This window comes from Streptomyces malaysiensis subsp. malaysiensis, from assembly GCF_040653035.1.
Classification (GTDB): domain Bacteria; phylum Actinomycetota; class Actinomycetes; order Streptomycetales; family Streptomycetaceae; genus Streptomyces; species Streptomyces malaysiensis.
On the sequence record NZ_JBEZNG010000004.1, the window covers coordinates 187,112 to 208,243 of the forward strand.

The 21,132-nt window shown below is 71.4% G+C and carries 19 protein-coding genes; 15 read left to right on the forward strand and 4 right to left on the reverse strand.

The genetic code is table 11. The annotated features are described in order from the left end of the window. Window positions 1-193: 193 nt before the first annotated feature. The gene (locus AB0E24_RS10370) at window positions 194-1,375 is read right to left on the reverse strand and encodes an ROK family transcriptional regulator (protein ID WP_069866960.1); all 1,182 of its coding nucleotides are present in this window, start codon (window positions 1,373-1,375) and stop codon (window positions 194-196) included. Between the two features lie 222 nt (window positions 1,376-1,597). On the opposite strand from AB0E24_RS10370, the gene AB0E24_RS10375 reads away from it, so the two are divergent. Further along, window positions 1,598-1,885 (forward strand): ribosomal protein L7/L12, encoded by a 288-nt coding sequence (locus AB0E24_RS10375; RefSeq protein ID WP_069866961.1) that lies wholly within the window; start codon window positions 1,598-1,600, stop codon window positions 1,883-1,885. A 51-nt stretch (window positions 1,886-1,936) separates the two neighbouring features. Here AB0E24_RS10375 and AB0E24_RS10380 read toward each other — a convergent pair whose 3' ends face one another. Further along, the gene (locus AB0E24_RS10380) at window positions 1,937-2,614 is read right to left on the reverse strand and encodes a GntR family transcriptional regulator (protein WP_069866962.1); all 678 of its coding nucleotides are present in this window, start codon (window positions 2,612-2,614) and stop codon (window positions 1,937-1,939) included. A gap of 141 nt (window positions 2,615-2,755) precedes the next feature. Between AB0E24_RS10380 and AB0E24_RS10385 the strand changes: the two genes are divergently transcribed. The 13 genes from AB0E24_RS10385 to AB0E24_RS10445 all read left to right on the forward strand — a co-directional run bounded on the left by AB0E24_RS10385 (window position 2,756) and on the right by AB0E24_RS10445 (window position 18,311). Further along, window positions 2,756-4,147 carry an L-lactate MFS transporter gene (locus tag AB0E24_RS10385; RefSeq protein ID WP_069866963.1) on the forward strand — a complete coding sequence of 464 codons (1,392 nt, stop codon included), beginning with the start codon at window positions 2,756-2,758 and terminating at the stop codon, window positions 4,145-4,147. Next, window positions 4,144-4,266 carry an MFS transporter small subunit gene (locus tag AB0E24_RS10390; RefSeq protein WP_256114259.1) on the forward strand — a complete coding sequence of 41 codons (123 nt, stop codon included), beginning with the start codon at window positions 4,144-4,146 and terminating at the stop codon, window positions 4,264-4,266. The genes AB0E24_RS10385 and AB0E24_RS10390 overlap by 4 nt, the downstream gene beginning before the upstream one ends. 129 nt (window positions 4,267-4,395) lie before the next feature. Beyond that, window positions 4,396-5,394, forward strand: a complete 999-nt coding sequence (locus AB0E24_RS10395) for a 2-dehydropantoate 2-reductase (protein WP_069866964.1) — start codon at window positions 4,396-4,398, stop codon at window positions 5,392-5,394. Window positions 5,395-5,421: 27 nt separating this feature from the next. Next, a complete protein-coding gene (locus AB0E24_RS10400) occupies window positions 5,422-7,371 on the forward strand; it encodes a molybdopterin oxidoreductase family protein (RefSeq protein WP_093699975.1) in 1,950 nt (649 codons plus the stop codon). A gap of 2 nt (window positions 7,372-7,373) precedes the next feature. Then, entirely contained in the window at window positions 7,374-9,212 is a 1,839-nt protein-coding gene (locus AB0E24_RS10405; protein ID WP_283883340.1) for an NAD(P)H-dependent oxidoreductase subunit E, read from the forward strand. After that, entirely contained in the window at window positions 9,209-10,081 is an 873-nt protein-coding gene (locus tag AB0E24_RS10410; RefSeq protein ID WP_069866967.1) for a 2Fe-2S iron-sulfur cluster-binding protein, read from the forward strand. The genes AB0E24_RS10405 and AB0E24_RS10410 overlap by 4 nt, the downstream gene beginning before the upstream one ends. Window positions 10,082-10,086: 5 nt before the next feature. Next, on the forward strand, window positions 10,087-10,962 hold the full coding sequence (gene fdhD, locus AB0E24_RS10415; protein ID WP_174885269.1) for a formate dehydrogenase accessory sulfurtransferase FdhD: 876 nt from the start codon (window positions 10,087-10,089) through the stop codon (window positions 10,960-10,962). A gap of 156 nt (window positions 10,963-11,118) precedes the next feature. Continuing rightward, window positions 11,119-11,703 carry a TetR/AcrR family transcriptional regulator gene (locus AB0E24_RS10420; protein WP_079259450.1) on the forward strand — a complete coding sequence of 195 codons (585 nt, stop codon included), beginning with the start codon at window positions 11,119-11,121 and terminating at the stop codon, window positions 11,701-11,703. A gap of 141 nt (window positions 11,704-11,844) precedes the next feature. After that, on the forward strand, window positions 11,845-13,281 hold the full coding sequence (locus AB0E24_RS10425; protein WP_283883343.1) for an MFS transporter: 1,437 nt from the start codon (window positions 11,845-11,847) through the stop codon (window positions 13,279-13,281). Next, window positions 13,278-14,036: an SDR family NAD(P)-dependent oxidoreductase gene (locus AB0E24_RS10430; protein WP_079259448.1), complete on the forward strand. Its 759-nt coding sequence runs from the start codon at window positions 13,278-13,280 to the stop codon at window positions 14,034-14,036. The genes AB0E24_RS10425 and AB0E24_RS10430 overlap by 4 nt, the downstream gene beginning before the upstream one ends. 200 nt (window positions 14,037-14,236) lie before the next feature. Further along, window positions 14,237-15,562 (forward strand): serine hydrolase domain-containing protein, encoded by a 1,326-nt coding sequence (locus AB0E24_RS10435; protein ID WP_359376013.1) that lies wholly within the window; start codon window positions 14,237-14,239, stop codon window positions 15,560-15,562. A 38-nt stretch (window positions 15,563-15,600) separates the two neighbouring features. Continuing rightward, window positions 15,601-15,963 (forward strand): MerR family transcriptional regulator, encoded by a 363-nt coding sequence (locus AB0E24_RS10440; protein WP_069866973.1) that lies wholly within the window; start codon window positions 15,601-15,603, stop codon window positions 15,961-15,963. 374 nt (window positions 15,964-16,337) lie between these two features. Beyond that, entirely contained in the window at window positions 16,338-18,311 is a 1,974-nt protein-coding gene (locus tag AB0E24_RS10445) for a sialidase family protein (RefSeq protein ID WP_283883348.1), read from the forward strand. A 42-nt stretch (window positions 18,312-18,353) separates the two neighbouring features. Here the strand turns inward: AB0E24_RS10445 and AB0E24_RS10450 are convergent, their stop codons facing one another. Continuing rightward, window positions 18,354-18,812: a VOC family protein gene (locus AB0E24_RS10450; protein WP_079259445.1), complete on the reverse strand. Its 459-nt coding sequence runs from the start codon at window positions 18,810-18,812 to the stop codon at window positions 18,354-18,356. A 127-nt stretch (window positions 18,813-18,939) separates the two neighbouring features. Continuing rightward, window positions 18,940-20,061, reverse strand: coding sequence for a bile acid:sodium symporter family protein (locus AB0E24_RS10455; protein ID WP_359376016.1), 1,122 nt, complete (start codon window positions 20,059-20,061; stop codon window positions 18,940-18,942). Between the two features lie 147 nt (window positions 20,062-20,208). Between AB0E24_RS10455 and AB0E24_RS10460 the strand changes: the two genes are divergently transcribed. Then, window positions 20,209-21,102, forward strand: a complete 894-nt coding sequence (locus tag AB0E24_RS10460; protein ID WP_069867197.1) for a LysR substrate-binding domain-containing protein — start codon at window positions 20,209-20,211, stop codon at window positions 21,100-21,102. Window positions 21,103-21,132 lie beyond the last annotated feature (30 nt).

The following is a 21,132-nucleotide window of genomic DNA, read 5'->3' on the forward strand; positions in this document are numbered from 1 at the left end:
AGGGGCGGTGCGGATGCCGTGCTGCCGTGCTGCTGCGCTGTGCCGAGGTACGGCCCGGCCTTGACCGGGCGGGGTCGGGCCGTCGGGCCGTTATGTCATCGGGCCGTCAGGTCATCGGGCGTCAAGCCCGCAGGCCCTCGAGCCCGCAGGCCCTCGAGCCCGCAGGCCCTCGAGCCCGCAGGCCCTCAGGCCGTCATGCCGGTGAGAAGAGGTGGTCGCTGATCAGGCGGGCCGCGCCGGTGACCCCGGCGGCCGGGCCGAGTTCGCCCAGCACGATGGGGAGGTTTCCGGTGGCCAGGGGCAGGGACTGGCGGTAGACCTGGGTCCGTATGGCGGCGAGCAGGGTATGGCCGAGCCCGGTGACACCGCCGCCGATGACCACCAGACCGGGGTTGAAGAAGCTGACGAGCCCGGCGATGACCTGGCCCGTACGGGTGCCGCCCTCCCTGATGAGGTCGAGGGCGGTCGCGTCGCCCGCCGACGCCGCGGCCGCGACGTCCGTGGCGGCGAGGCTGCCGACTTCCTCGAGCCGGGCGGCGAGTTCGGGGGACCGGCCGTCGCGGGCGGCCTCCTCGGCGTCACGGGCCAGCGCCGCGCCGCCGAAGTACGCCTCCAGACAGCCGTGGTTGCCGCAGGCGCAGGGGCGGCCATCGGGTTCGGCCTGGATATGGCCGATGTCGCCCGCGCTGCCCGTCGTACCGCGGTAGACCTCACCGCCGACGACGATCCCGCAGCCGATACCGGTGCCGATCTTCACGCAGAGGAAGTCATTGACGGAACGGGCGACTCCGGCGTGCTGCTCCCCCATCGCCATGAGGTTCACATCGTTGTCGACCATGACCGGGCAGCCGAGCTCCTGGCTGAGCGCCTCCCGTACGGGGAAGCCGTCCCACCCCGGCATGATCGGCGGTGCCACGGGCACGCCCTCGGGGAACCGCACCGGGCCCGGCACTCCTATGCCCGCCCCGTCGAACCCCTCGGCCACGCCGGAGGCCCGGAGCTTCGCGGCCATGTCCAGCACCTGCTCGAAGACCGCGACGGGTCCCTCGCGCACATCCATGGGCTGGTTGAGGTGGCCGAGAATCTCCAGTTCGGCATTGGTCACGGCGACGTCCACGGAGGTGGCGCCGATGTCCACACCGAGCAGCCGCAGCCCCGGCGCGAGCCGGATGTTGTGCGACCGCCGCCCGCCCCGAGAGGCCGCGAGCCCGTCCGCGACGACCAGCCCGGTCTCCAGCAGCCGGTCGATCTCCACGGCCAGCTTCGAACGCGAAAGGTCGATCTCATCGCCCAGCTGAGCACGGGAGTTGGGGCCGCCGTCACGCAACAGGCGGAGCAGTCGCGCCTGATGTGCGTTCGCCGGTCGTGCCGTCATGCGCCTCACGCTGCCCCTCCCGCCGTCATCGGCATCCACGTGGCCGGGCTTTCACGGGGAACGTAGCAGCGGTTGTCGGGGGTGGGAAGAACTTGCGCCGCAATTGGCCATGACTTTCTCCTGCCACAGGACAAAGCCGAGTAGATTTCGGGACAGCACGTGCGAGCGCCCGCTCAGGAGTGGGCGTCCGGCGAAAGAGTTCGGCCACTACGATCGGCGATCATGGAGATAGCGGCGTACATCGCGATCGTGGCCCTCGTCCTTCAGTATCCGCTGCTGGAGTCGAGGATTCAGAAGCTGCACCGCAGGGCGGACCGGATCGAGCGCAAGCTGGATCTGATCCTCGGCCACCTGGACATCGAGGTGGCCGAGCCCGGACTCGAGCGGGTGGCGGCCCTGGTGCGGGAGGGCAAGAAGATCGAGGCCATCAAGGTCTACCGGGAGCTCACCGACGCCGGTCTGAAGGAGGCCAAGGAAGCGGTCGACCGCATGGACGTCGCTCAGGGGTGACGTCGCGGGAACGGGTCGCCGGGCACCGGCGGGTGACGTCGCGGGGACGGGTCAGGACCGCTCGCGCTCGTGGTAGGTGCGGCGGGTGTGTTCGGTGTGGGCGCGCATGATGGCGGTGGCGCGGTGTTCGTCACCGGTGGTGATGGCCGCGATCAGCTCGCGGTGCTCGATCCAGGACTGCTTGCCGCGCTGCCGGGCGACCGGGGTGTAGTACCAGCGGACCCTGCGGTCCACCTGGGCGGCCAGCTCGGACAGGACCGCGTTTCCGGCGAGCTCCATCACCTTGGCGTGGAATTCGGCGTTGGCCGCGACCGCGCCGTCCACATCGTCGTCCAGCACCGCGCGCTCGCCCTTGGCGCACAGGTCCTCCAGCGCGGCGACACCGGCCGCGTCGGCCCCGGCGGCGGCCAGCCGGGCGGCCTCGGCCTCGAGCAGGGTGCGCACCGTGAGGAGCTGATCGGCGTCCTCCTCGGTGGGCTCGTGGACGAACGCACCCTGCGCGGGCCGCAGATCGACCCAGCCTTCGGTGTTGAGCCGCTGGAGGGCCTCGCGCACCGGCTGGCGGGAGACTCCCAGCTGTCCGGCGAGCTCGCTCTCGACGAGGTGCTGGCCGGGACGGAGGGCGCGGGTGGTGATGAGTTCGAGCAGCGCCTCGTAGACGCGCTCGCGGAGCGGTCCGGGCCGCTCCAGCTTCGGTACCGCGCCCTGCGGCAGTCCCCTGGACAGCATCGCGCCCCCTTTGGCTCGTCGTTCACCTGGTGCAGGAATTGGTTATTGTCTACAGTTTACCCATCCCATCCACGCGACTGACACATCCCAGGTGCTTTCACGTCTAGTCATTGACTCGTTGAATCCTTAAAGTCCGGGCACATGCTCACCAATGATCGTGTCGGACCGTTGCATCGCTCACGCACCTTGGCCCCACCGGGCTGGAGCCGGTGGCTGGTGCCGCCCGCCGCGCTGTCCGTCCACCTCTCCATCGGCCAGGCTTACGCCTGGAGCGTGTTCAAGCCGCCCCTGGAGTCCTCGATGGACCTCTCGGGCACGGCCAGCGCGCTCCCCTTCCAGCTGGGCATCGTGATGCTCGGCCTGTCCGCCGCCTTCGGCGGGACGCTCGTCGAGCGCAACGGGCCCCGCTGGGCGATGTTCGTCTCCCTCGTCTGCTTCTCCTCCGGCTTCCTCGTCGCCTCGCTCGGCGCCGCCACCAGCCAGTACTGGCTGGTCGTCCTCGGCTACGGCTTCATCGGCGGGATCGGCCTCGGCATCGGCTACATCTCGCCCGTCTCCACGCTCATGAAATGGTTCCCCGACCGGCCCGGCATGGCCACCGGCATCGCCATCATGGGCTTCGGCGGCGGCGCGCTGATCGCCTCGCCGTGGTCGAGCTGGCTGATGGAGCGCTTCGGCACCGACAACGGCGGCATCGCCACCACCTTCCTGGTCCACGGCCTGACCTACGGGGTCTTCATGGCCCTGGGCGTGCTGCTGGTGCGCGTACCGCCGGAGGGCTGGCGGCCCGCCGGCTGGGAGCCGCCGCTGGAGCAGGGGCACATGGTCAGCACGGCCGATGTCTCCGCGCGCAACGCCCTGCGCACCCCGCAGTTCTGGTGCCTGTGGGTGGTGCTGTGCATGAACGTGACGGCGGGCATCGGCATCCTGGAGAAGGCCGCGCCCATGATCGGCGACTACTTCAAGGACACCGACACCCCCGTGTCCGCCACCGCGGCGGCCGGTTTCGTCGCCCTGCTGTCGGCGGCCAACATGACCGGACGGCTGGTGTGGTCGTCCACCTCCGACCTCATCGGCCGGAAGAACATGTACCGGATCTATCTGGGCGTGGGCGCGCTGATGTATCTGGCCATCGCCCAGCTCGGGGACTCCTCCAAGCCGCTGTTCGTGGTGTGCGCGCTGGTCATCCTCTCCTTCTACGGCGGCGGCTTCGCGACCGTTCCGGCGTATCTGAAGGACCTGTTCGGCACCTATCAGGTGGGCGCGATCCACGGCCGGCTGCTCACCGCGTGGTCGGTGGCCGGAGTCCTCGGCCCGTACATCGTCAACAAGGTGGCCGACCACCAGGAGGAGGCGGGGAAGACCGGCCCCGGGCTGTACTCGCTGTCGCTCACCATCATGATCGCGCTGCTGGTCGTCGGCTTCATCGCCAATGAGCTGGTACGTCCGGTCCATCCGCGCTTCCACGAACCGGCCCCCGCCGCGGCGGCCGAGGCGGAGGCGGCGCCCGCCGAGAAGGGAGGAGACCGATGAGTGAACCGACCGGGAACCGCACCGCGCTGACCGTGGCCGTCTGGGCCTGGGTGGTGCTGCCCTTCGGCTACGGGGTCTATGAGCTGATCCGTAAGGCCACCCAGCTCTTCACCGGCTGAGCCCGCTCCAGCGGGGGTTGAGGTGTCGTCGTCCGACTCCTTGACCCCCCTCGCGGGTATACTGTATTCAATATTCAGTCGACGACACTCACACGCTCGGTCCCCTCAACCGAACGGAGAGTCCCCACCATGAAAGTCGCAGTAGTCGGTGCCGGTGCGATCGGCGCCTTCGTCGGAGCCGCGCTGCACCGCGCGGGCGCCGAGGTCCATCTGCTCGCCCGCGGCCCGCATCTGGCGGCGCTGCGGGCGGGCGGCGTGGTGGTGCGCAGCCCCCGTCCGGACCTCGACTTCACCGCGCACCCGGCGGCCACCGACGATCCGGCCGACATCGGCCCGGTCGATTATGTCTTCCTGGGCCTGAAGGCCACCTCGTACGCGGCGTGCGGGCCGCTCGTACACCCCCTGCTCCATGACCGTACGGCCGTCATCGCGGCCCAGAACGGAATCCCCTGGTGGTATTTCCACGGGCTCGACGGCCCGTTGGCCGACCGCCGGATCGAATCCATCGACCCGGGCGGCGCGGTCTCGGCCACGCTCCCCCGAAGACGCGCGATCGGCTGTGTCGTCTACGTGGCCACCGAGATCGAAGCGCCCGGCGTCGTACGCCACTTAGAGGGCACCCGCTTCTCCATCGGCGAGCCCGACGGCAGCGTCTCCCGGCGCTGCCTCGAGTTCAGCGAGGCGATGTGCGCGGGCGGGCTCAAATGCCCCGTCGAGCACGATCTGCGCAAGGACATCTGGATCAAGCTGCTCGGCAACATCTCCTTCAACCCGATCAGCGCCCTCGCCCGCGCCACCATGGGCCAGATCTGCCGCCACTCCGACACCCGCGCGCTCGTCGAGGCGATGATGCGGGAGACGCTCGCCGTCGCCGCAGCCGTCGGCTGCCACCCCGCCATCTCCATCGAGCGGCGGCTGGCCGGCGCCGAACGCGTCGGCGACCACAAGACCTCGACTCTCCAGGACCTGGAGAAGGGCAAGCCACTCGAACTCGACGTACTGCTCGCCGCCGTCGTCGAACTCGCCGGTCTCACCGGCACCCCCGTGCCCACCCTGCGCGCCGTGCACGCCCTCGCCGATCTGCTCTCGGCGACCAGCACCGGCGCCGGCCTTCCGGACGCCGCATGACGGCGTGACCGCCGTAAGGAGCCCGTCGTGGCCCGTAACCGCCAACGCAACCGACAACAGAAGCAGTACCCGCGGCTCACCCACCCCCTGGTGCGGGACTCGGTGAGCGGTGAACTCCGCCGGGCCTCCTGGGACGAGGCGCTCACCCGGGCCACCGCCGGATTCCGTGCCGTGACGGCGGCCCACGGGCCCGACGCCTTCGGCATGTTCTCCTGCGCCCGCGCCACCAACGAGATGAACTACGTGGCGCAGAAGTTCACCCGGGTGGTGATCGGCACCAACAACGTCGACTCCTGCAACCGCACCTGCCACGCACCCAGCGTGGCGGGGCTGTCGGCCGTCTTCGGCTCGGGCGGCGGGACGTCGTCGTACGGGGAGGTCGAGGACACCGACCTCATCGTGATGTGGGGCTCCAACGCCCGCTTCGCGCACCCGATCTTCTTCCACCACGTCCTCAAAGGCATCAGGAACGGCGCCCGGATGTACGCCGTCGATCCGCGCCGCACCTCGACCGCCGAATGGGCCGAGAGCTGGCTGGGGCTCAACGTGGGCACCGACATCCCGCTCGCCCACGCCGTGGGCCGCGAGATCATTCACGCGGGGCTCGCCAACCGAGCCTTCATCGAGCGCTCGACCAGTGGCTTCGAGGAGTACGCGGCCCATGTGGAGCCCTGGACGCTGAGCGTCGCGGAGCAGGTCACCGGCGTCCCGGCCGACGCCATCCGCGATCTCGCGCACGCCTACGCCACCGCCGAGCGCGCCCAGCTGTGCTGGACCCTCGGCATCACCGAGCACCACAACGGCACCGACAACGTCCGGGCGCTGATCAATCTGTCCCTGCTGACCGGCCATGTCGGCCGGTACGGCTCCGGGCTCCAGCCGCTGCGCGGCCAGAACAACGTCCAGGGCGGCGGCGACATGGGCGCCATCCCCAACCGGCTGCCCGGCTTCCAGGACATCCTGGACCCGCCCATCCGCACCAAGTTCGAGCGCGCCTGGGATGTCGTCATCCAGCCGCGGTACGGGCTGAACCTCACCGAGATGTTCGAGGCCATGGAGGCGGGCGAGCTGCGCGCCGTCTACTGCATCGGCGAGAACCCGGCCCAGTCCGAGGCCGATACCGAACAGGCCGTCCGGCGGCTGGAGTCGCTGGAGCACCTGGTGGTCCAGGACATCTTCCTCACCAAGACCGCCGAGCTGGCCGATGTGGTGCTCCCGGCGACCGCCGCCTGGTGCGAGACGGAGGGCACCACCACCAACAGCGAGCGCCGCGTCCAGCGGGTGCGGAAGGCCGTGGAGCCGCCGGGCGAGGCGCGCGAGGACATCGACATCATCTGCGAGCTGGCGCGGCGGCTCGGCCACGACTGGAAGTTCGAGGGCTCGGAGGAGGTCTGGAACGAGCTGCGCGCCGTCTCCCCCGACCACTTCGGCATGACCTACGACCGGCTGGAGGAGCACCAGGGCATCCAGTGGCCCTGCCCGAGCACCGACCGCCTCGAACCCACCTATCTGCACGGCCGGCTGTGGGAGAGCGATTCGGAGCGGCGCGGCGCCCGCGCCCCCTTCGGCCCGGTGAAGCACGATCCGCCGGTCGATCTGACCGATGACGCCTTTCCGATCCGGCTCACCACGGGACGGCGCCTGGACTCGTACAACACCGGGGTGCAGAGCGGGGGTTTCGCCTCCCCGCTGCGGCGCGGCGAGTACGTCGAGCTGTGCCCGGAGGACGCGGCCCGCTACCGCGTGGAGGCCGAGGAGCGAGTGCGGATCACCTCGCGGCGCGGCTCGGTGGTGGCGCCGGTGTGGATCGAACCCGGGCTGCGGCCGGGGCTCGCCTTCATGACCATGCACTTCCCCGACGAGGTGGACACCAACTCCCTGACGATCGAGGCCAACTGCCCGATCGCCGGGACGGCCGAGTTCAAGGCGTCCGCCATAAGGATCGAGAAGATTCCCGTGACCGCCGTAAGGAGCTGATCGTGGATCTGCGGTTCGGTGACAGCAAGCCCACCGACGAGGAGCGGGCGGCGATCGACGCGCTGCTCGGCCCGCCCGGGTCCGCCTGGGAGGGCGCGGACGACCGAACGGACACCGATCTGCGCTGGGCACGCGGCGGCCGCGAGGCACGCGAGCGGCGCGATCTGCTGTTGCCGGGGCTGCACGCGCTCAACGACCGGGTGGGCTGGATCAGCGAGGGCGGCCTGGACTATCTGTGCCGCCGGCTGACGGTCCCCCCGGCGGAGGGCTACGGGGTCGCGACCTTCTACGCGATGTTCGCGGTGAAACCCCGTCCGGCGACCGTCGTCCACGTCTGTACGGATCTGGCGTGCGCGACCCGGGGCTCGGCTCAGGTGTGCGCGGAGCTCGAACGGGAGCTGGGCCCGGCGGGCTCCGCGGGCTCCGGGGCCGTCTGGCAGCCCAGCCCGTGCCTGGGCCTGTGCGAACGCGCCCCGGCGGCCCTGGCGCTCCGCGCGGGCGAGACACCTCGGACCGCGGTCGTGGCCCCCGCCACCGCCGGGGCGATCGCCGACGCGGCGTCGGCGCCGCACGACGCGGCCGCCGAGCCGCCCGCGGTGGCCGCGGTCCCCCAGTCCGGCGCCGACGGCCTGGTGCTGCTGCGCCGGGTCGGGGTGGTGGATCCGGGGTCGCTCGACGACTACCGCGCCCACGGCGGATACGCCGCCCTGCGGCGCGCGTTCGCGCTGGGGCCCGCCGGGGTGATCCGGGAGGTCACCGAGGCGGGGCTGGTCGGGCGGGGCGGAGCCGCGTTCCCGACCGGGCGGAAGTGGTCGGCCACCGCCCAGCAGCCCGACCATCCGCACTATCTGGTCTGCAACGCCGACGAGAGCGAACCGGGCACCTTCAAGGACCGGGTCCTGCTGGAGGGCGACCCCTACGCCCTGATCGAGGCCATGACCATTGCGGGCTACGCGACCGGGGCGCACCGCGGCTATCTGTATCTGCGCGGTGAGTACCCCCGGGCGCTGCACCGGCTGCGCACCGCCATCGACCAGGCGCGGGCCCGCGGCTTCCTCGGTGAGGACGTCATGGGCCAGGGGTTCGCGTTCGACATCGAGATCCGGCGCGGCGCGGGCGCGTACATCTGCGGCGAGGAGACCGCGATCTTCAACTCGATCGAGGGGCGGCGCGGCGAACCGCGCAGCAAACCGCCCTTCCCGGTCGAGAAGGGGCTGTTCGGCAAGCCGACCGCGGTCAACAACGTGGAGACGCTGGTCAATGTGTTGCCGATCCTGATCGAGGGCGCGCAGGCATATGCGCGCACCGGCACCGGCACCTCCACCGGCACCAAGCTGTTCTGCGTCTCCGGCACGGTCGCCCGCCCCGGCGTCTACGAGCTGCCGTTCGGGGCGACGCTGCGGGAGCTGCTGGAGCTCGCGGGGCCGCCCGAGACCCTGCGCGCGGTGCTGCTCGGCGGCGCGGCGGGCGGTTTCGTACGCCCCGACGAACTGGACGTCCCGCTGACCTTCGAGGGCACGCGCGCCGCGGGCACCACGCTCGGCTCGGGGGTGGTGCTGGTGCTGGACGACGGGGTCGAGCTGCCCCGCGTCCTGCTGCGCATCGCGGAGTTCTTCCGCGACGAGTCCTGCGGCCAGTGCGTCCCCTGCCGGGTGGGCACCGTAAGGCAGGAGGAGGCGCTGCACCGGCTCAAGGACCGCACGGGCGCCGCCGCGGCCGGGGACATCGCGCTGCTGCGCGAGGTCGGCCAGGCCATGCGGGACGCCTCGATCTGCGGTCTGGGCCAGACCGCCTGGAACGCCGTGGAGTCCGCCATCGACCGCCTGGGAGCCTTCAAGTGACCGCGATACCACTGCGACCCCCGCGCCGGCTGGTCGACCTCACCCTGGACGGCGAGCCGGTCCGCGCCCCGGAGGGCAGCACCCTGCTGGACGCGTGCCGCGCCGAGGGCAAGGACATCCCGACCCTGTGTCAGGGCGACACGCTCACCCCGAAGAACGCCTGCCGGGTGTGCGTGGTGGAGGTGGAGGGCTCCCGCACCCTCGCCCCGGCCTGCTCCCGCCGGGTGGAGCAGGGCATGGAGGTGCGCACGGACACCGAGCGGGCCCGGCACAGCCGTAAGGTCGTCCTGGAGCTGCTGGCCTCCTCGACCGATCTGTCGACCACGCCGCGCGCCGCGGAGTGGATCGAGGAGTACGGGGCCGAGCCGGACCGCTTCGGCGCGGATGCCGCCCGGATGGACGAGGAGCCGAAGGTCGACAACGACCTGTACGTCCGGGATTACGACAAATGCATTCTCTGCTACAAGTGCGTGGACGCGTGCGGCGAGCAGTGGCAGAACACCTTCGCGATCGCGGTCGCGGGCCGCGGCTTCGACGCCCGTATCTCCACCGAGCACGAGGCGCCCCTCACCGACTCCGCGTGTGTCTACTGCGGCAACTGCATCGAGGTGTGCCCGACCGGCGCGCTGAGCTTCAAGAGCGAGTTCGACATGCGGGCGGCCGGGACGTGGGACGAGTCGGCGCAGACGGAGACCACGACGGTGTGCGCCTATTGTGGTGTGGGCTGCAACCTCACCCTCCATGTGCAGGAGAACGAGATCGTGAAGGTCACCTCGCCGCACGACAATCCCGTCACGCATGGGAACCTGTGCATCAAGGGCCGTTTCGGGTACCAGCACGTACAGAACCACGCACAGAACCGGGACTGATCGACATGGGACGGGTCACCGAGCGACGCCGCGTCATCCGCATCCGGGACGGGGCGGTCAGCACCCGGCCGGACACTCTCGTGGCGGAGGAGCCGCTCGAGATCCGGCTGAACGGCAAACCACTGGCGATCACCATGCGCACTCCGGGCGACGACTTCGCCCTCGCCGCCGGGTTCCTGGTGAGCGAGGGCGTCCTCGGGCGCGCGGACGAGCTGGCGAACATCGTCTACTGCGCGGGCGCGACCCAGGACGGCTCCAACACCTACAACGTGGTGGATGTGACGCTGGCCCCTGGCGTGCCGGTCCCGGACATCACCCTCGAGCGCAATGTCTATACGACGTCGTCCTGCGGTCTGTGCGGCAAGGCCAGCCTGGACGCGGTGCGGACGACCGCGCGCTGGCCGCTCGAGGACGGGTTCGGCGACGGGCGGGACGGCGCGGGCTCTCCGGTCCGGATCGAGCCGGAGACGCTCTCGGCGCTCCCGGACCGGCTCCGGGCGGCGCAGCGCGTCTTCGACCGGACCGGCGGTCTGCACGCGGCGGCGCTGTTCACCCCGGACGGTGAGCTGCTGGACCTGCGGGAGGACGTGGGCCGGCACAACGCGGTGGACAAGCTGGTGGGGCGGGCGCTCCAGCAGGGTCTGCTGCCGCTTTCGGGGTCGGTGCTGATGGTTTCCGGACGCGCCTCCTTCGAGCTGGCGCAGAAGGCGGTGATGGCGGGGATCCCGGTGCTGGCCGCGGTGTCGGCGCCCTCCTCGCTGGCGGTGGATCTGGCGGCGGAGACGGGGCTCACCCTGGTCGGCTTTCTCCGCGGCACCTCGATGAACGTGTACGCGGGCGAGCAGCGGCTCGCCCTGCGGACAGCGGTCGGCGGGGCCTGAGCGGCCCGCCCGCTGCACGGGTCGGCGGTCCGGCCGACGGGGAGCGCCCCCTGCGTCGGCCGGACCCTACCGACCCTCGAACACATGTTCAAGATCCGGGCCTTCACTCGAAAGTGTTCTTGACCGCTCGTTCTGGTTAGGTGCTAGGGTCGGGCCATGGCCAGAACGAAGGAATTCGATCCAGAGGCCGCCCTCCAGTCGGCTCTCGAGCTGTTCTGGCAGCGCGGCTATGAAGCGACCTCGATGGCACACCTCGTCGACCACCTCGGCATCGGCCGCGCCAGTATCTACGCGACCTTCGGCAGCAAGCACGAGCTGTATCTGAAGGCCATGGACCGCTATGCGGAGACACACGACCCCTATCTGCTGGCCGAGCTGTCCCAGCCGGGCCCGGCGCTGCCCGCGGTGCGGGCCGTGGTGCGCCGTTTCGCCGCGGAGGCCGCCTCCCCGGAGAAGCGGCTGGCCGGCTGTCTGGTGACCAACACGGCGGCCGAGCTGGCCCCGCACGACCCGGCGGCGGCCCGCCGGGTGGAGCTGAGCTGGGACCGCGTGGAGACCCCGCTGCACTCGGCGCTGATACGGGCCCAGGCGCAGGGAGAGCTCCCCGAGGACCGCGATCCGCGGGCGCTGGCGCGGATGTTGTTCGTGCTGCTGCAAGGGCTGCGGGTGGTCGGCAAGGCGTCGGACGACCCGGCCCGGGTGCGGGACGCGGCGGAGCAGGCGCTGGCACTGCTGGATTGATCTTTACGGGCCGGCTGACGCCTCCGACCGGCCTTTCCGAGTCGGCTTCTCCGGCTTGACGTTTCCGGCCTGACGTTTTCCCAGACAGAGCCCTTTCTTATGCCCGCATATTAAAACGATCGGTCAAATATTGGGGGAGAGATGACCGTCGCCGACACCCCGGCACCGTGCGACACCGGCACCACCACAACCGCCATCGCAACCGCCATCGCCACGCCGCACCCTCGCCGCGCCTTCGCCCTGCTCGGCGCCGTCCAGATCACCCTGATCTTCACGCTCGCGGCCATCGCCGTACCGCTGCCCGAGATCGGCCGTGCCTTCGGTCTGGAGCGGGCCGATCTGATCCTCCTCAGCGCCGCCTATGGGCTGGCCTTCGCCGGGCTGCTGCTCTTCGGCGGACGCCTCTCCGACCGCTACGGCGGGCGGCGCGCCCTCACCGCCGGGCTCATCCTCTTCGCCGCCGCCTCGGCCGCCGCCCCGTTCGCCCCCGGCATCGGGACACTGCTCATGGCCCGGTTCGCCCAGGGCGCGGGGGCGGCCCTGGTCGCGCCCGCCGCCATGGCCGTGCTGCGCGCCGTCTTCCCCGCCCCCGGGGCCTACGGCAGGGCGATGGCCACCTGGGGCGGGCTCTCGGTGCTCGGCGCGACCGCGGGCAATCTGCTCTCCGGTGTGATAGCCGCCCTGCTGTCCTGGCGCTGGAGCTTCGCCGTACCGCTGGCGGTGGCCGTGGCCGCGCTCATCCTCGCGCCCAGGCTGCTGCCGGACAGCGCACCGAGCCGGGGCCGGACGCTCGATCTGCCGGGCGCGCTGCTGGCCACCGCCGGGATCACGCTGGCGAGTTACGGGCTCGTGGTCACCGACGCGCTGCCATGGTCGTCGGCCGGGGTGCTGGTGCCCCTGCTGATCGGGGCCGCACTGCTCATCGCGTTCTGGTACGCCGAGGGCCGGGCGGGCGATCCGCTGCTGCCGCCCCGCTTCCTGCTGGACCGGCGGCGGGCCCTCGCCCTCGCGGCCATCGCGCTCAGCGCCTGCGGCACCGCGATGACCTTTGTGACTCTCTCGCTCCACCTCCAGCAGGACCGTGACTGGTCACCGCTGCGTACCTCGGCCGCCTTTGTGCCATTCGCCATCGCCCTGCTCGCCTCCGGGCGGGCGGCCGGGCCGCTGATAGCCCGCTTCGGCCCGCGGGTGGTCACCGCCGCCGGGCTGGCCACGGCCGCGGGGGGACTGGTCCTGCTCGCCCTCACCGGGCTGGACCCGCACACCCCGTACGCCTCCGCGCTGCTGCCGGGGCTGGTGCTGCTCCCCGCCGGCGCCGCCGCCTCCTTCGCCGGGGCCGCCGTGCTCACCACCCACGGGGTGCCGCATGAGCGGACCGGGCTCGCGGGCGGGGTGCTGAACACCGCGATGGAGCTGGGCCCGACCGTGTTCTTCGCCATCGTGCTCACCTTCGGCGGCGATGCCGTCTCCTTCGCCGCGACGGGAGCCGCGCTCGCCCTCGTCGCCACCCTGAACCTCCGCGTCCGGCGGAGCCGTCCGCCCCGTCCCTCCTCTCGTCCTCAAGGAGCCATGCTGTGAACCGCTTCACCGGAAAGACCGCCCTCGTCACCGGAGCGGGCACCGGCCTCGGCCGTGCCATCGCGCTCGCCTTCGCCGCCGAAGGCGCCTCCGTGGTGGCCGCGGGGCGCACCGAATCCACTCTGGCCGAGACGGTCCGCCTCATCGAGGCCGCCGATGGCCGGGCCGTCGCGGTGACCGCCGATGTGACCGACTCCGGGCAGCTGCGGAAGCTGGTGGAAGCGGCCGTCACCCGCTTCGGCGGGCTGGACATCGCCGTCAACAACGCCGGGATACTGCGTGGCAACGGGCCGGTCGGGGAGGTCAGCGAGGAGGACTGGGACGCGGTGCTGCGCACCAATGTCACCGGTGTCTGGCTGGCCATGAAGCACCAGATCGCGCATATGAAGGACAATGGCGGCGGGGCCATCGTCAATGTCTCCTCCAACCTCGGCGCCCACGTCCGGGTTTCGGGCCTCGGTGCCTACAGCACCTCCAAGGCGGCGGTCGCCACACTGACCCGGATCGCCGCGCTCGACCATATCCACCAGGGCATCCGGATCAACGCGGTCAGCCCCGGCGCCTCAGACGGCCCCATGTCGCTGCGGCCCGGTGAGACCGAGACCGACCGCGCCGAGCGGGCGAAGACCGAGACTCCCCTGGGCCGGGTCGCGGAGGCGGACGAGATCGCGGCGGCCGTGCTCTATCTCTCCTCACCGGAGGCGGGCGCCGTGGTCGGCACGGATCTCGTGGTGGACAGCGGCTCTTCGGCCTGACCGCCCGGCTCCCCGGCCTGACCGCCGCCCCGGGCGCCCGGGGCGGCCCCATGGCCAGCACCCGGCCGGGCCCCGGCCATGGGCCGCGGGCCGCGGACCGCGGACCGCTCAACTCGAGCCCGGCCATGGGGCTGCCCCCACCTGAACACGGGGGCCTGCCGCATGGCCGGGGTACCGCCGCACCCGGAAGCTGATGAGACATGAACGCACCCATGAAACGCCGTCGTTTATGCCTCGTCATGGCCGCCGCCGTCACCGCCGCACTCGTCGGCGGTGCGGCCGCGGTCCCGGCCGCCGCCACCTCCGCCACCGCCTCCACGACACCGCAAGCCGACGCCGCCTCGTCCGCCACCTCGCCGTCCACCGACTCCTACGGCTCCGCCGACTCGGCCAGTTCCACCGACCGCGGGCTCAGCGAGGACGAGCTGCGCCGCGCGGTGGCCCGGACCCTGGAGGACGCCGGTTTCATCGGCGTCACGGTGGAGGTGCGTGACGGGGACCGCCGGATCCAGGCCCGCGCGGGCGAGGCGGAGCTGTACACCGGCCGTCCCATGCCGTACGGGGCGCACTACCGGGCCGCGAGCGTCACCAAGTCCTTCGTGGCCACGGTCGCCCTCCAACTGGTGGCCGAGGGGCGGCTCTCGCTGAGCGACCCGGTGGACAAGTGGCTGCCGGGTGTGGTGAGTGGCAACGGCAACGACGGCCGCCGGATCACCGTCAGGAATCTGCTCCAGCACACCAGCGGCATCTACAACTACGCCTACAGCGACGACACCGGCGAGTCGGCGGCGGACTTCGACCGGACCCGGTTCGACCATGTCTCCCCCGAGCAGGTGGTCGCCGGGGCGATGAAGCACCGGCCCGACTTCCCGCCCGCCCCGGCCGATGACCCGAAGCCCGACTGGAACTACTCCAACCCCGGCTTTGTCCTCGCCGGAATGATCATCCAGAAGGTCACCGGAAACCCGTGGCCGGAGGAGATCCGCGACCGGATCATCCGCCCGCTGGGCCTGACCGGCACCTCGGAGCCCGGGGACGATCCACGGCTGAAGGCCCCGTACGCACATACGTATCAGCGCTTCCCCGGCTCCAGCACCTGGTTGGACACCACGCTCCGGAACGTCTCCTGGGGCGGTGCGGCCGGTTCGCTCATCAGCACCGACCGCGATCTGGACCGGTTCTTCAGCGCACTGCTGAGCGGCCGTCTGCTGCCCCCGGCGCAGCTGGCCGAGATGCGCCGGACCGTCCCCGTCGCGGAGGACTTCGAGGTGGCGTTCCCCCACGCCCAGTACGGGCTCGGGCTGATGCGGCAGCCGCTCAGCTGCGGGGGCTACCGCTGGGGCCACGGCGGCGACCTCGAAGGGGCCACGGTGCGCACCGGCTTCACCGAGGGCGGGCGGCGCTCGGTGACCATCAGCTCCACCGGCAAGACCGCCGACGACGCGCAGGTGCTCCGGGCCGAGGCGGCCCTTCAGGGCCTCACCGACCGCGTTCTGTGCGACGGTGTCCGAAGCCGTAAACTCTGACATCCGTTGGAGAGTTCCGGGCGCGAGGAGGAGGGCCCATGCGGATCGGCGAGCTGTCCCGCCGCACCGGGGTGAGCGAACGGCTGCTGCGCTACTACGAAAAGCAGGGCCTCCTCCGTCCCGAGCGGCTGCCCAGCGGCTATCGGGAGTACCACGCGTCCGATGTGGCGGCGGTGCGGCGCATCCGCGCGCTGCTGGCCGCCGGGCTGTCGACGGCGACCATCGCCCAGATCCTGCCCTGTTTCCGCACCGACGCCGAGCACCTCGTGCCCACCTGCCCGAATCTGCTGGACGAACTGCGGGTGGAGCGGGACCGGATGACCTCGGCCATCGAGGAGCTCGAGCTGTCCCGCTCGCTGCTGGACAGTGTCATCACGGCCGGTCAGTCGGCCATGAGCTGACCGAAGCGGGGGCGCGGCCCAGGGGCGGATCCGGAAGCGGGCTCAGGTACGCGTCCCGGGCCGGGCCCGGAGGCGGGCTGAACGCCGGGGCCCAGGGGCGGGCCCGGAGATGGGCTCAGGGGCAGGACCCCGGGGGGCGGGCAGCCGCCCTCTCGCGCCCCGCCCGCACCCCAACTGGCCCAGTGTCACGAGGATATGACGCACGGTCCTTGTCCGGGCGACCACAGGACGAGACACTTTCAGCCGCAGTCATGTGTGAGACATGGGATGTCTTGATGTCCTGATGGCGTCATGCCTCATGGCGTGATGCCCGACGGTCTCGACGTCCAGATGCCGATGCCTCAACGAGGCAGTCTGAAGGGCAGGCCGTGACCATGGCGTCAGTTCTCCGCACACGTCCCCGCAGCAGACCACCGCGCTCCGGCACCAGACCTTGGCGGCGCCGCGCCGTCGTGCTCCTCACCGCCGCGGCGCTGGCCCTGATCCCGCTTCCGGTACGGGCCGCGGACACGGATTCCACCGCGTCCGCGGCCCGTGCCGACTCCGGCTTCGAACAACAGGTCCTCTTCAAGTCCGCCCAGGAACACGGCTACTCCTGCTTCCGGATTCCGGCGGTCGTCAAGGCCAAGGACGGCACCCTGCTCGCCTTCGCCGAGGGCCGGGTCGACAACTGCGGCGACGCCGGGGACATCGATCTGGTGCTCAAGCGCTCCACCGACGGCGGCCGCACCTGGGGCCCGCTCCAGGTGATCAACGAGGGCGAGGGGGACACCCACGGCAACCCCGCGCCCGTCGTGGACATGCGCACCGGCCGCATCGTGCTCGCCAGCACGTACAACACCGGCCGCGACGACTCCCAGAGCTGTGACGTCCCCTGTGACCGCAGCCCGCACCTCCAGTACAGCGACGACAACGGCGCCACCTGGTCGGCCCCGCGCGATATGAGCTCCTCGCTGATGCCGCCGGAGTGGAACTCCTGGTACGCCACCGGCCCCGTCCACGGCATCCAGCTCCAGCGCGGCCGGCACAAGGGCCGGCTGGTCTTCACCCTCAACACCGAGAGCTTCAGCGGCGGCCGCATCACCCACAACCACGCCGCGCTCGCCTACAGCGACGACGGCGGCAACCGCTGGCGCATCGGCGCGGTGGACACCTATCCGCTCGCCGAGGACGGCACCTTCCGCCAGAAGCCGTCCGAGATGACGCTGGTGGAGCGCGCCGACGGATCGATCTACGTCAGCGGACGGGAGCAGGACGGCACCGATCTGGGCCACCGCGACTACGCCATCAGCCGGGACGGCGGCCAGAGCTTCACCGGGCCGTTCCGCACCATCCCCGATCTGCCCACCCCCCAGGTGCAGGGGTCGATCCTGCGGCTGCGCGACCCGGCCCGCGACGGCCACAGCCGGCTGCTCTTCTCCGCCCCCGCCGACCCCGACCGCCGCCGCACCATGATGGTCCGCTCCTCCTGGGACGAGGCCCGCACCTGGGACGGTGTCGAGCGCGGCAAGGTCGTCACCACCGACTGGTCCGGCTACTCCGACATGGTGGCGATCTCACCCGACACGGTGGGGCTGCTGTACGAGGGCGGTGCGGTGGACGCCCGTGACGAGATCCGCTTCGCCCGCTTCACCGAGGATTGGCTGGGCTCCCGCCGGCCGCCCGCCCCCACCACCGACGACCGCGCGTCCGGCGCCCGGTCCGCGACCGTGCTCGGCGGCGCGGCGACACGCGCCGACGGCCGCTTCGACGGGGCGCTGTCCTTCGACGGCACGGACGACGCGGTACGCGTCCCATACCGGAACGCGCTGCCGCTGGGCACCCGCGACTTCACCGTGAGCCTGTGGTTCCGCTACTCGGCCGCCTCCGGGCAGCATCCATTCCTCTGGATGGGCGGCATCGGCAACAAACAGCCGCAGGTCTGGCTGCGCGGTGAGCCCAGTAGCAACCGGATCCGGGCGCTGATGACCACGGTCAACGGCTTCGCCACCTTCACCAACGCCTCGGTGTCCACCGACGCCGCGTACAACGACGGGCAGTGGCACCACCTCGCCCTGGTCCGCGGCGGCGGCCGGCTCTCCCTCACCGTGGACGGCGGCACCGCCGTCACCGCCCCCGACGCCCCGGGCACCGTGAGCCGCACCGCGCCCTTCGGCCTCCACCTCGGCCAGGCCGTGGACAGCCGCTCCCATATGACGGGCGATCTCGATGAGTTCCGTCTGTACGCCCGTGCCCTGACCGACACCGAGCTGCGGCGCGTCCGCGAGTTCAACGCCCCGCTCGACGGCTCCCACTCCGGCCCCCTCGTCCGCCTCCCCCTGGACCGCGTGCGGTCATCCCACCCCTAAGCGCTCCGGCGGAGCCGCATACCGGACAACACCGTCACACCGTCACACCACACAGAACTCATTGCCCTCCGGGTCCTGGAGCACCACCCCGTAATACTCCATCTCCGGCTCGTCCATGATCCGCAGGATCGTGGCCCCGGCCCCCTTCAGCCGGTCCACGGTCGCGGTGACGCGCTCGGTGCGGACCGCGAGGGGCACATCACGCCCACCGCCCACCTTCAGATCGAGATGAAGCCGGTTCTTGGTGACCTTGGACTCCGGAACCTGCTGGAACCACACCCGCGGACCCTGCCCCTCCGGATCCACGATGGACTCCGGGGTCTCCCCGGCCCCGGGGGGCAGCTCCGCCGCGGGCACCCCCATATCCGCCCAGTACTCCCGCCAGGTGGCATGGCCGCCCGGCGGGGGCTCGGGCACATAGCCCAGGGCCTCGGACCAGAAGGCCACCATCCGGCGTGGCTCGGCACAGTCGATGGTCAGCTGAAGCGTCGGCGTCGTCATGCCCGGATGCTCCCAGAGGGGTCTGACAACGCCCGCCCACAAGCCGCCGCCCGCCGAAAGCCCAGCCGCAGGAGGCCCGACCACCGGAGGGCCCGACCTCCGAAAGCCCGCCCGGCGAAAGCCGACGTCAGACGCGGGTCAGCGCGGTGTCCGCGCTCTCCGCGCCGTCCGTACGAGCCCGAGTCCCCGGCCGCCCTTCGGCTCCCGTGCCCGTGCCCGCCCCCGTCTCCACCGCCTCCGGCGCCCGCGCCGCGTAGCGGCGGGCCAGCACCGCGCAGACCATCAGCTGCATCTGGTGGAAGAGCATCAGCGGCAGCACCGCCAGGCTCGCCTGGGCGCCGAAGAGCACACTCGCCATCGGCAGCCCGGCGGCCAGGCTCTTCTTCGACCCCGCGAAGACGATGGTGATCCGGTCCTCCCGGACGAAGCCCAGCTTCCGCGAGCCGTACGAGGTGAGCGTGAGCATCACCGTGAGCAGGACCGCCTCGACGCCGAGGAGGATCGCCAGCCGGGCCGGGGTGACCTGGTGCCAGATGCCCCGGGTCATGCCCTCGCTGAACGCCGCGTAGACCACGAGCAGCACCGAGCCGCGGTCGACGAGCCGCAGCACCGACCGATGGCGGGAGATGAAGCCGCCGATCCAGCGGCGCAGCAGCTGACCGGCGAGGAAGGGGGCCAGCAGCTGAAGCCCGATCTTGACCATCGAGTCGGCCGAGAAACCGCCCCCGCTGCCGCCCAGCAACAGCGCGACCAGCACCGGGGTGACGACCACGCCGAGCAGACTGGAGAAGGAGCCCGCGCAGATCGCGGCGGCGACATTGCCCCGGGCGATCGAGGTGAAGGCGATGGAGGACTGAACCGTGGAGGGCACCAGGCACAGGAAGAGCAGCCCGGTGTAGAGGGGATGGGTCAGTACGTACGGCACCAGCCCGCGCGCGGCCAGGCCGAGGGCCGGGAAGATGACGAAGGTGCACACCAGCACGGTCAGATGGAGCCGCCAGTGGCGCACTCCGTCCAGCGCCTCGCGGGTGGAGAGCCGGGCGCCGTAGAGGAAGAAGAGGAAGGCGACCGCGACCGTGGTGGCCCCGTCGGTGACGGTGGCGGCCCGGCCGCTGACCGGGAGCAGCGCGGCGAGCGCCACGGTGCCGACGAGTCCGAGGATGAAACCGTCCAGCGGGAGCCAGGAGGGAAGGGCGATCTTGCGCAGACGCGGGCGGTGCGGGCGGTGCGGGCGGTGCGGGCTGGGCATTCGTTCTCTTTCTCGCTCTTTCTCGGCTGGCGTTTCGGACACGGACGGGGCCCCGTTCATCATGCTCCCGATCAGAGCCATCGGGAATCCTGTACACCGCTCTGACTGCCATCGCGTTCCGTGATGGCCCCGGCGTACAGTGGCCGCATGTACGACCCCGCCCAGCTCCGGACGTTTCTCGCGGTGTCCCAGACCCTCAGCTTCACCCAGGCCGCCGACCGGCTCGGAGTGCGCCAGTCCACCGTGAGCCAGCAGGTGCGCAAGCTGGAGGCGGCCGTGGGGCGGCAGCTGTTCGCGCGTGACACCCATGGGGTGGAGCTGACCGAGGACGGCGAGGCGATGCTGGGGTTCGCCCGCTCCATCCTGGAGGCGAACGAGCGGGCGGCGAGCTGGTTCCGGGGCACCCGGCTGCGCGGCCGGCTGCGCTTCGGCGCCTCGGAGGACTTCGTGGTGACGCGGCTGCCGGAGATCCTGGAGGGGTTCCGGCGCGACCACCCCGAGGTGGACCTGGAGCTCACCGTCGAGCTGTCCGGCACCCTGCATGAGCGGCTGGAGGCGGGCAAGCTGGATCTGGTGCTGGCCAAGCGGTCGGATGAGCGGCCGGGCGGGCAGCTGGTGTGGCGGGACCGGCTGGTGTGGATCGGCGCCGAACGGCTGCGGCTGGATCCGGACCGTCCGCTCCCCCTGATCGTCTTCCCGCCACCCGGGCTGACCCGGGCCCGCGCGCTGGATGTGCTGGAGCGGCACGGCAGGTCATGGCGGATCGTGTGCACCAGCGGCAGTCTCAACGGGCTGGTCGCGGCGGCACGCGCCGGGCTCGGGGTGATGGCACACACCCATGGCCTGATTCCGCCCGGCCTGGCGCCGGTCCCCGAACGGGCCGGGCTGCCCGACCTCGGCCCGGTGGATTTCGTACTGCTGTACGGAAAGCGGCAGCGGGACGGTGCCTCGCACGCCGCCGCGGAGCGACTCGCCGCCGCGATCCTGGCGGGGCCGGTGCCGCGATCGGAGAGATTTCGTGCAGAAGACCGTTACATATAAGCCACACACGCGGCGCATAGGAGCAGACTC

What these genes read in the sequence shown, in the direction of transcription:
- AB0E24_RS10370 (WP_069866960.1), bottom strand. Translation starts at nt 1,375, where the DNA reads ATGACGGCACGACCGGCGAACGCACATCAGGCGCGACTGCTCCGCCTG.
- AB0E24_RS10375 (WP_069866961.1), top strand. Translation starts at nt 1,598, where the DNA reads ATGGAGATAGCGGCGTACATCGCGATCGTGGCCCTCGTCCTTCAGTAT.
- AB0E24_RS10380 (WP_069866962.1), bottom strand. Translation starts at nt 2,614, where the DNA reads ATGCTGTCCAGGGGACTGCCGCAGGGCGCGGTACCGAAGCTGGAGCGG.
- AB0E24_RS10385 (WP_069866963.1), top strand. Translation starts at nt 2,756, where the DNA reads ATGCTCACCAATGATCGTGTCGGACCGTTGCATCGCTCACGCACCTTG.
- AB0E24_RS10390 (WP_256114259.1), top strand. Translation starts at nt 4,144, where the DNA reads ATGAGTGAACCGACCGGGAACCGCACCGCGCTGACCGTGGCCGTCTGG.
- AB0E24_RS10395 (WP_069866964.1), top strand. Translation starts at nt 4,396, where the DNA reads ATGAAAGTCGCAGTAGTCGGTGCCGGTGCGATCGGCGCCTTCGTCGGA.
- fdhD (WP_174885269.1), top strand. Translation starts at nt 10,087, where the DNA reads ATGGGACGGGTCACCGAGCGACGCCGCGTCATCCGCATCCGGGACGGG.
- AB0E24_RS10420 (WP_079259450.1), top strand. Translation starts at nt 11,119, where the DNA reads ATGGCCAGAACGAAGGAATTCGATCCAGAGGCCGCCCTCCAGTCGGCT.
- AB0E24_RS10425 (WP_283883343.1), top strand. Translation starts at nt 11,845, where the DNA reads ATGACCGTCGCCGACACCCCGGCACCGTGCGACACCGGCACCACCACA.
- AB0E24_RS10435 (WP_359376013.1), top strand. Translation starts at nt 14,237, where the DNA reads ATGAACGCACCCATGAAACGCCGTCGTTTATGCCTCGTCATGGCCGCC.
- AB0E24_RS10440 (WP_069866973.1), top strand. Translation starts at nt 15,601, where the DNA reads ATGCGGATCGGCGAGCTGTCCCGCCGCACCGGGGTGAGCGAACGGCTG.
- AB0E24_RS10445 (WP_283883348.1), top strand. Translation starts at nt 16,338, where the DNA reads ATGGCGTCAGTTCTCCGCACACGTCCCCGCAGCAGACCACCGCGCTCC.
- AB0E24_RS10450 (WP_079259445.1), bottom strand. Translation starts at nt 18,812, where the DNA reads ATGACGACGCCGACGCTTCAGCTGACCATCGACTGTGCCGAGCCACGC.
- AB0E24_RS10455 (WP_359376016.1), bottom strand. Translation starts at nt 20,061, where the DNA reads ATGCCCAGCCCGCACCGCCCGCACCGCCCGCACCGCCCGCGTCTGCGC.
- AB0E24_RS10460 (WP_069867197.1), top strand. Translation starts at nt 20,209, where the DNA reads ATGTACGACCCCGCCCAGCTCCGGACGTTTCTCGCGGTGTCCCAGACC.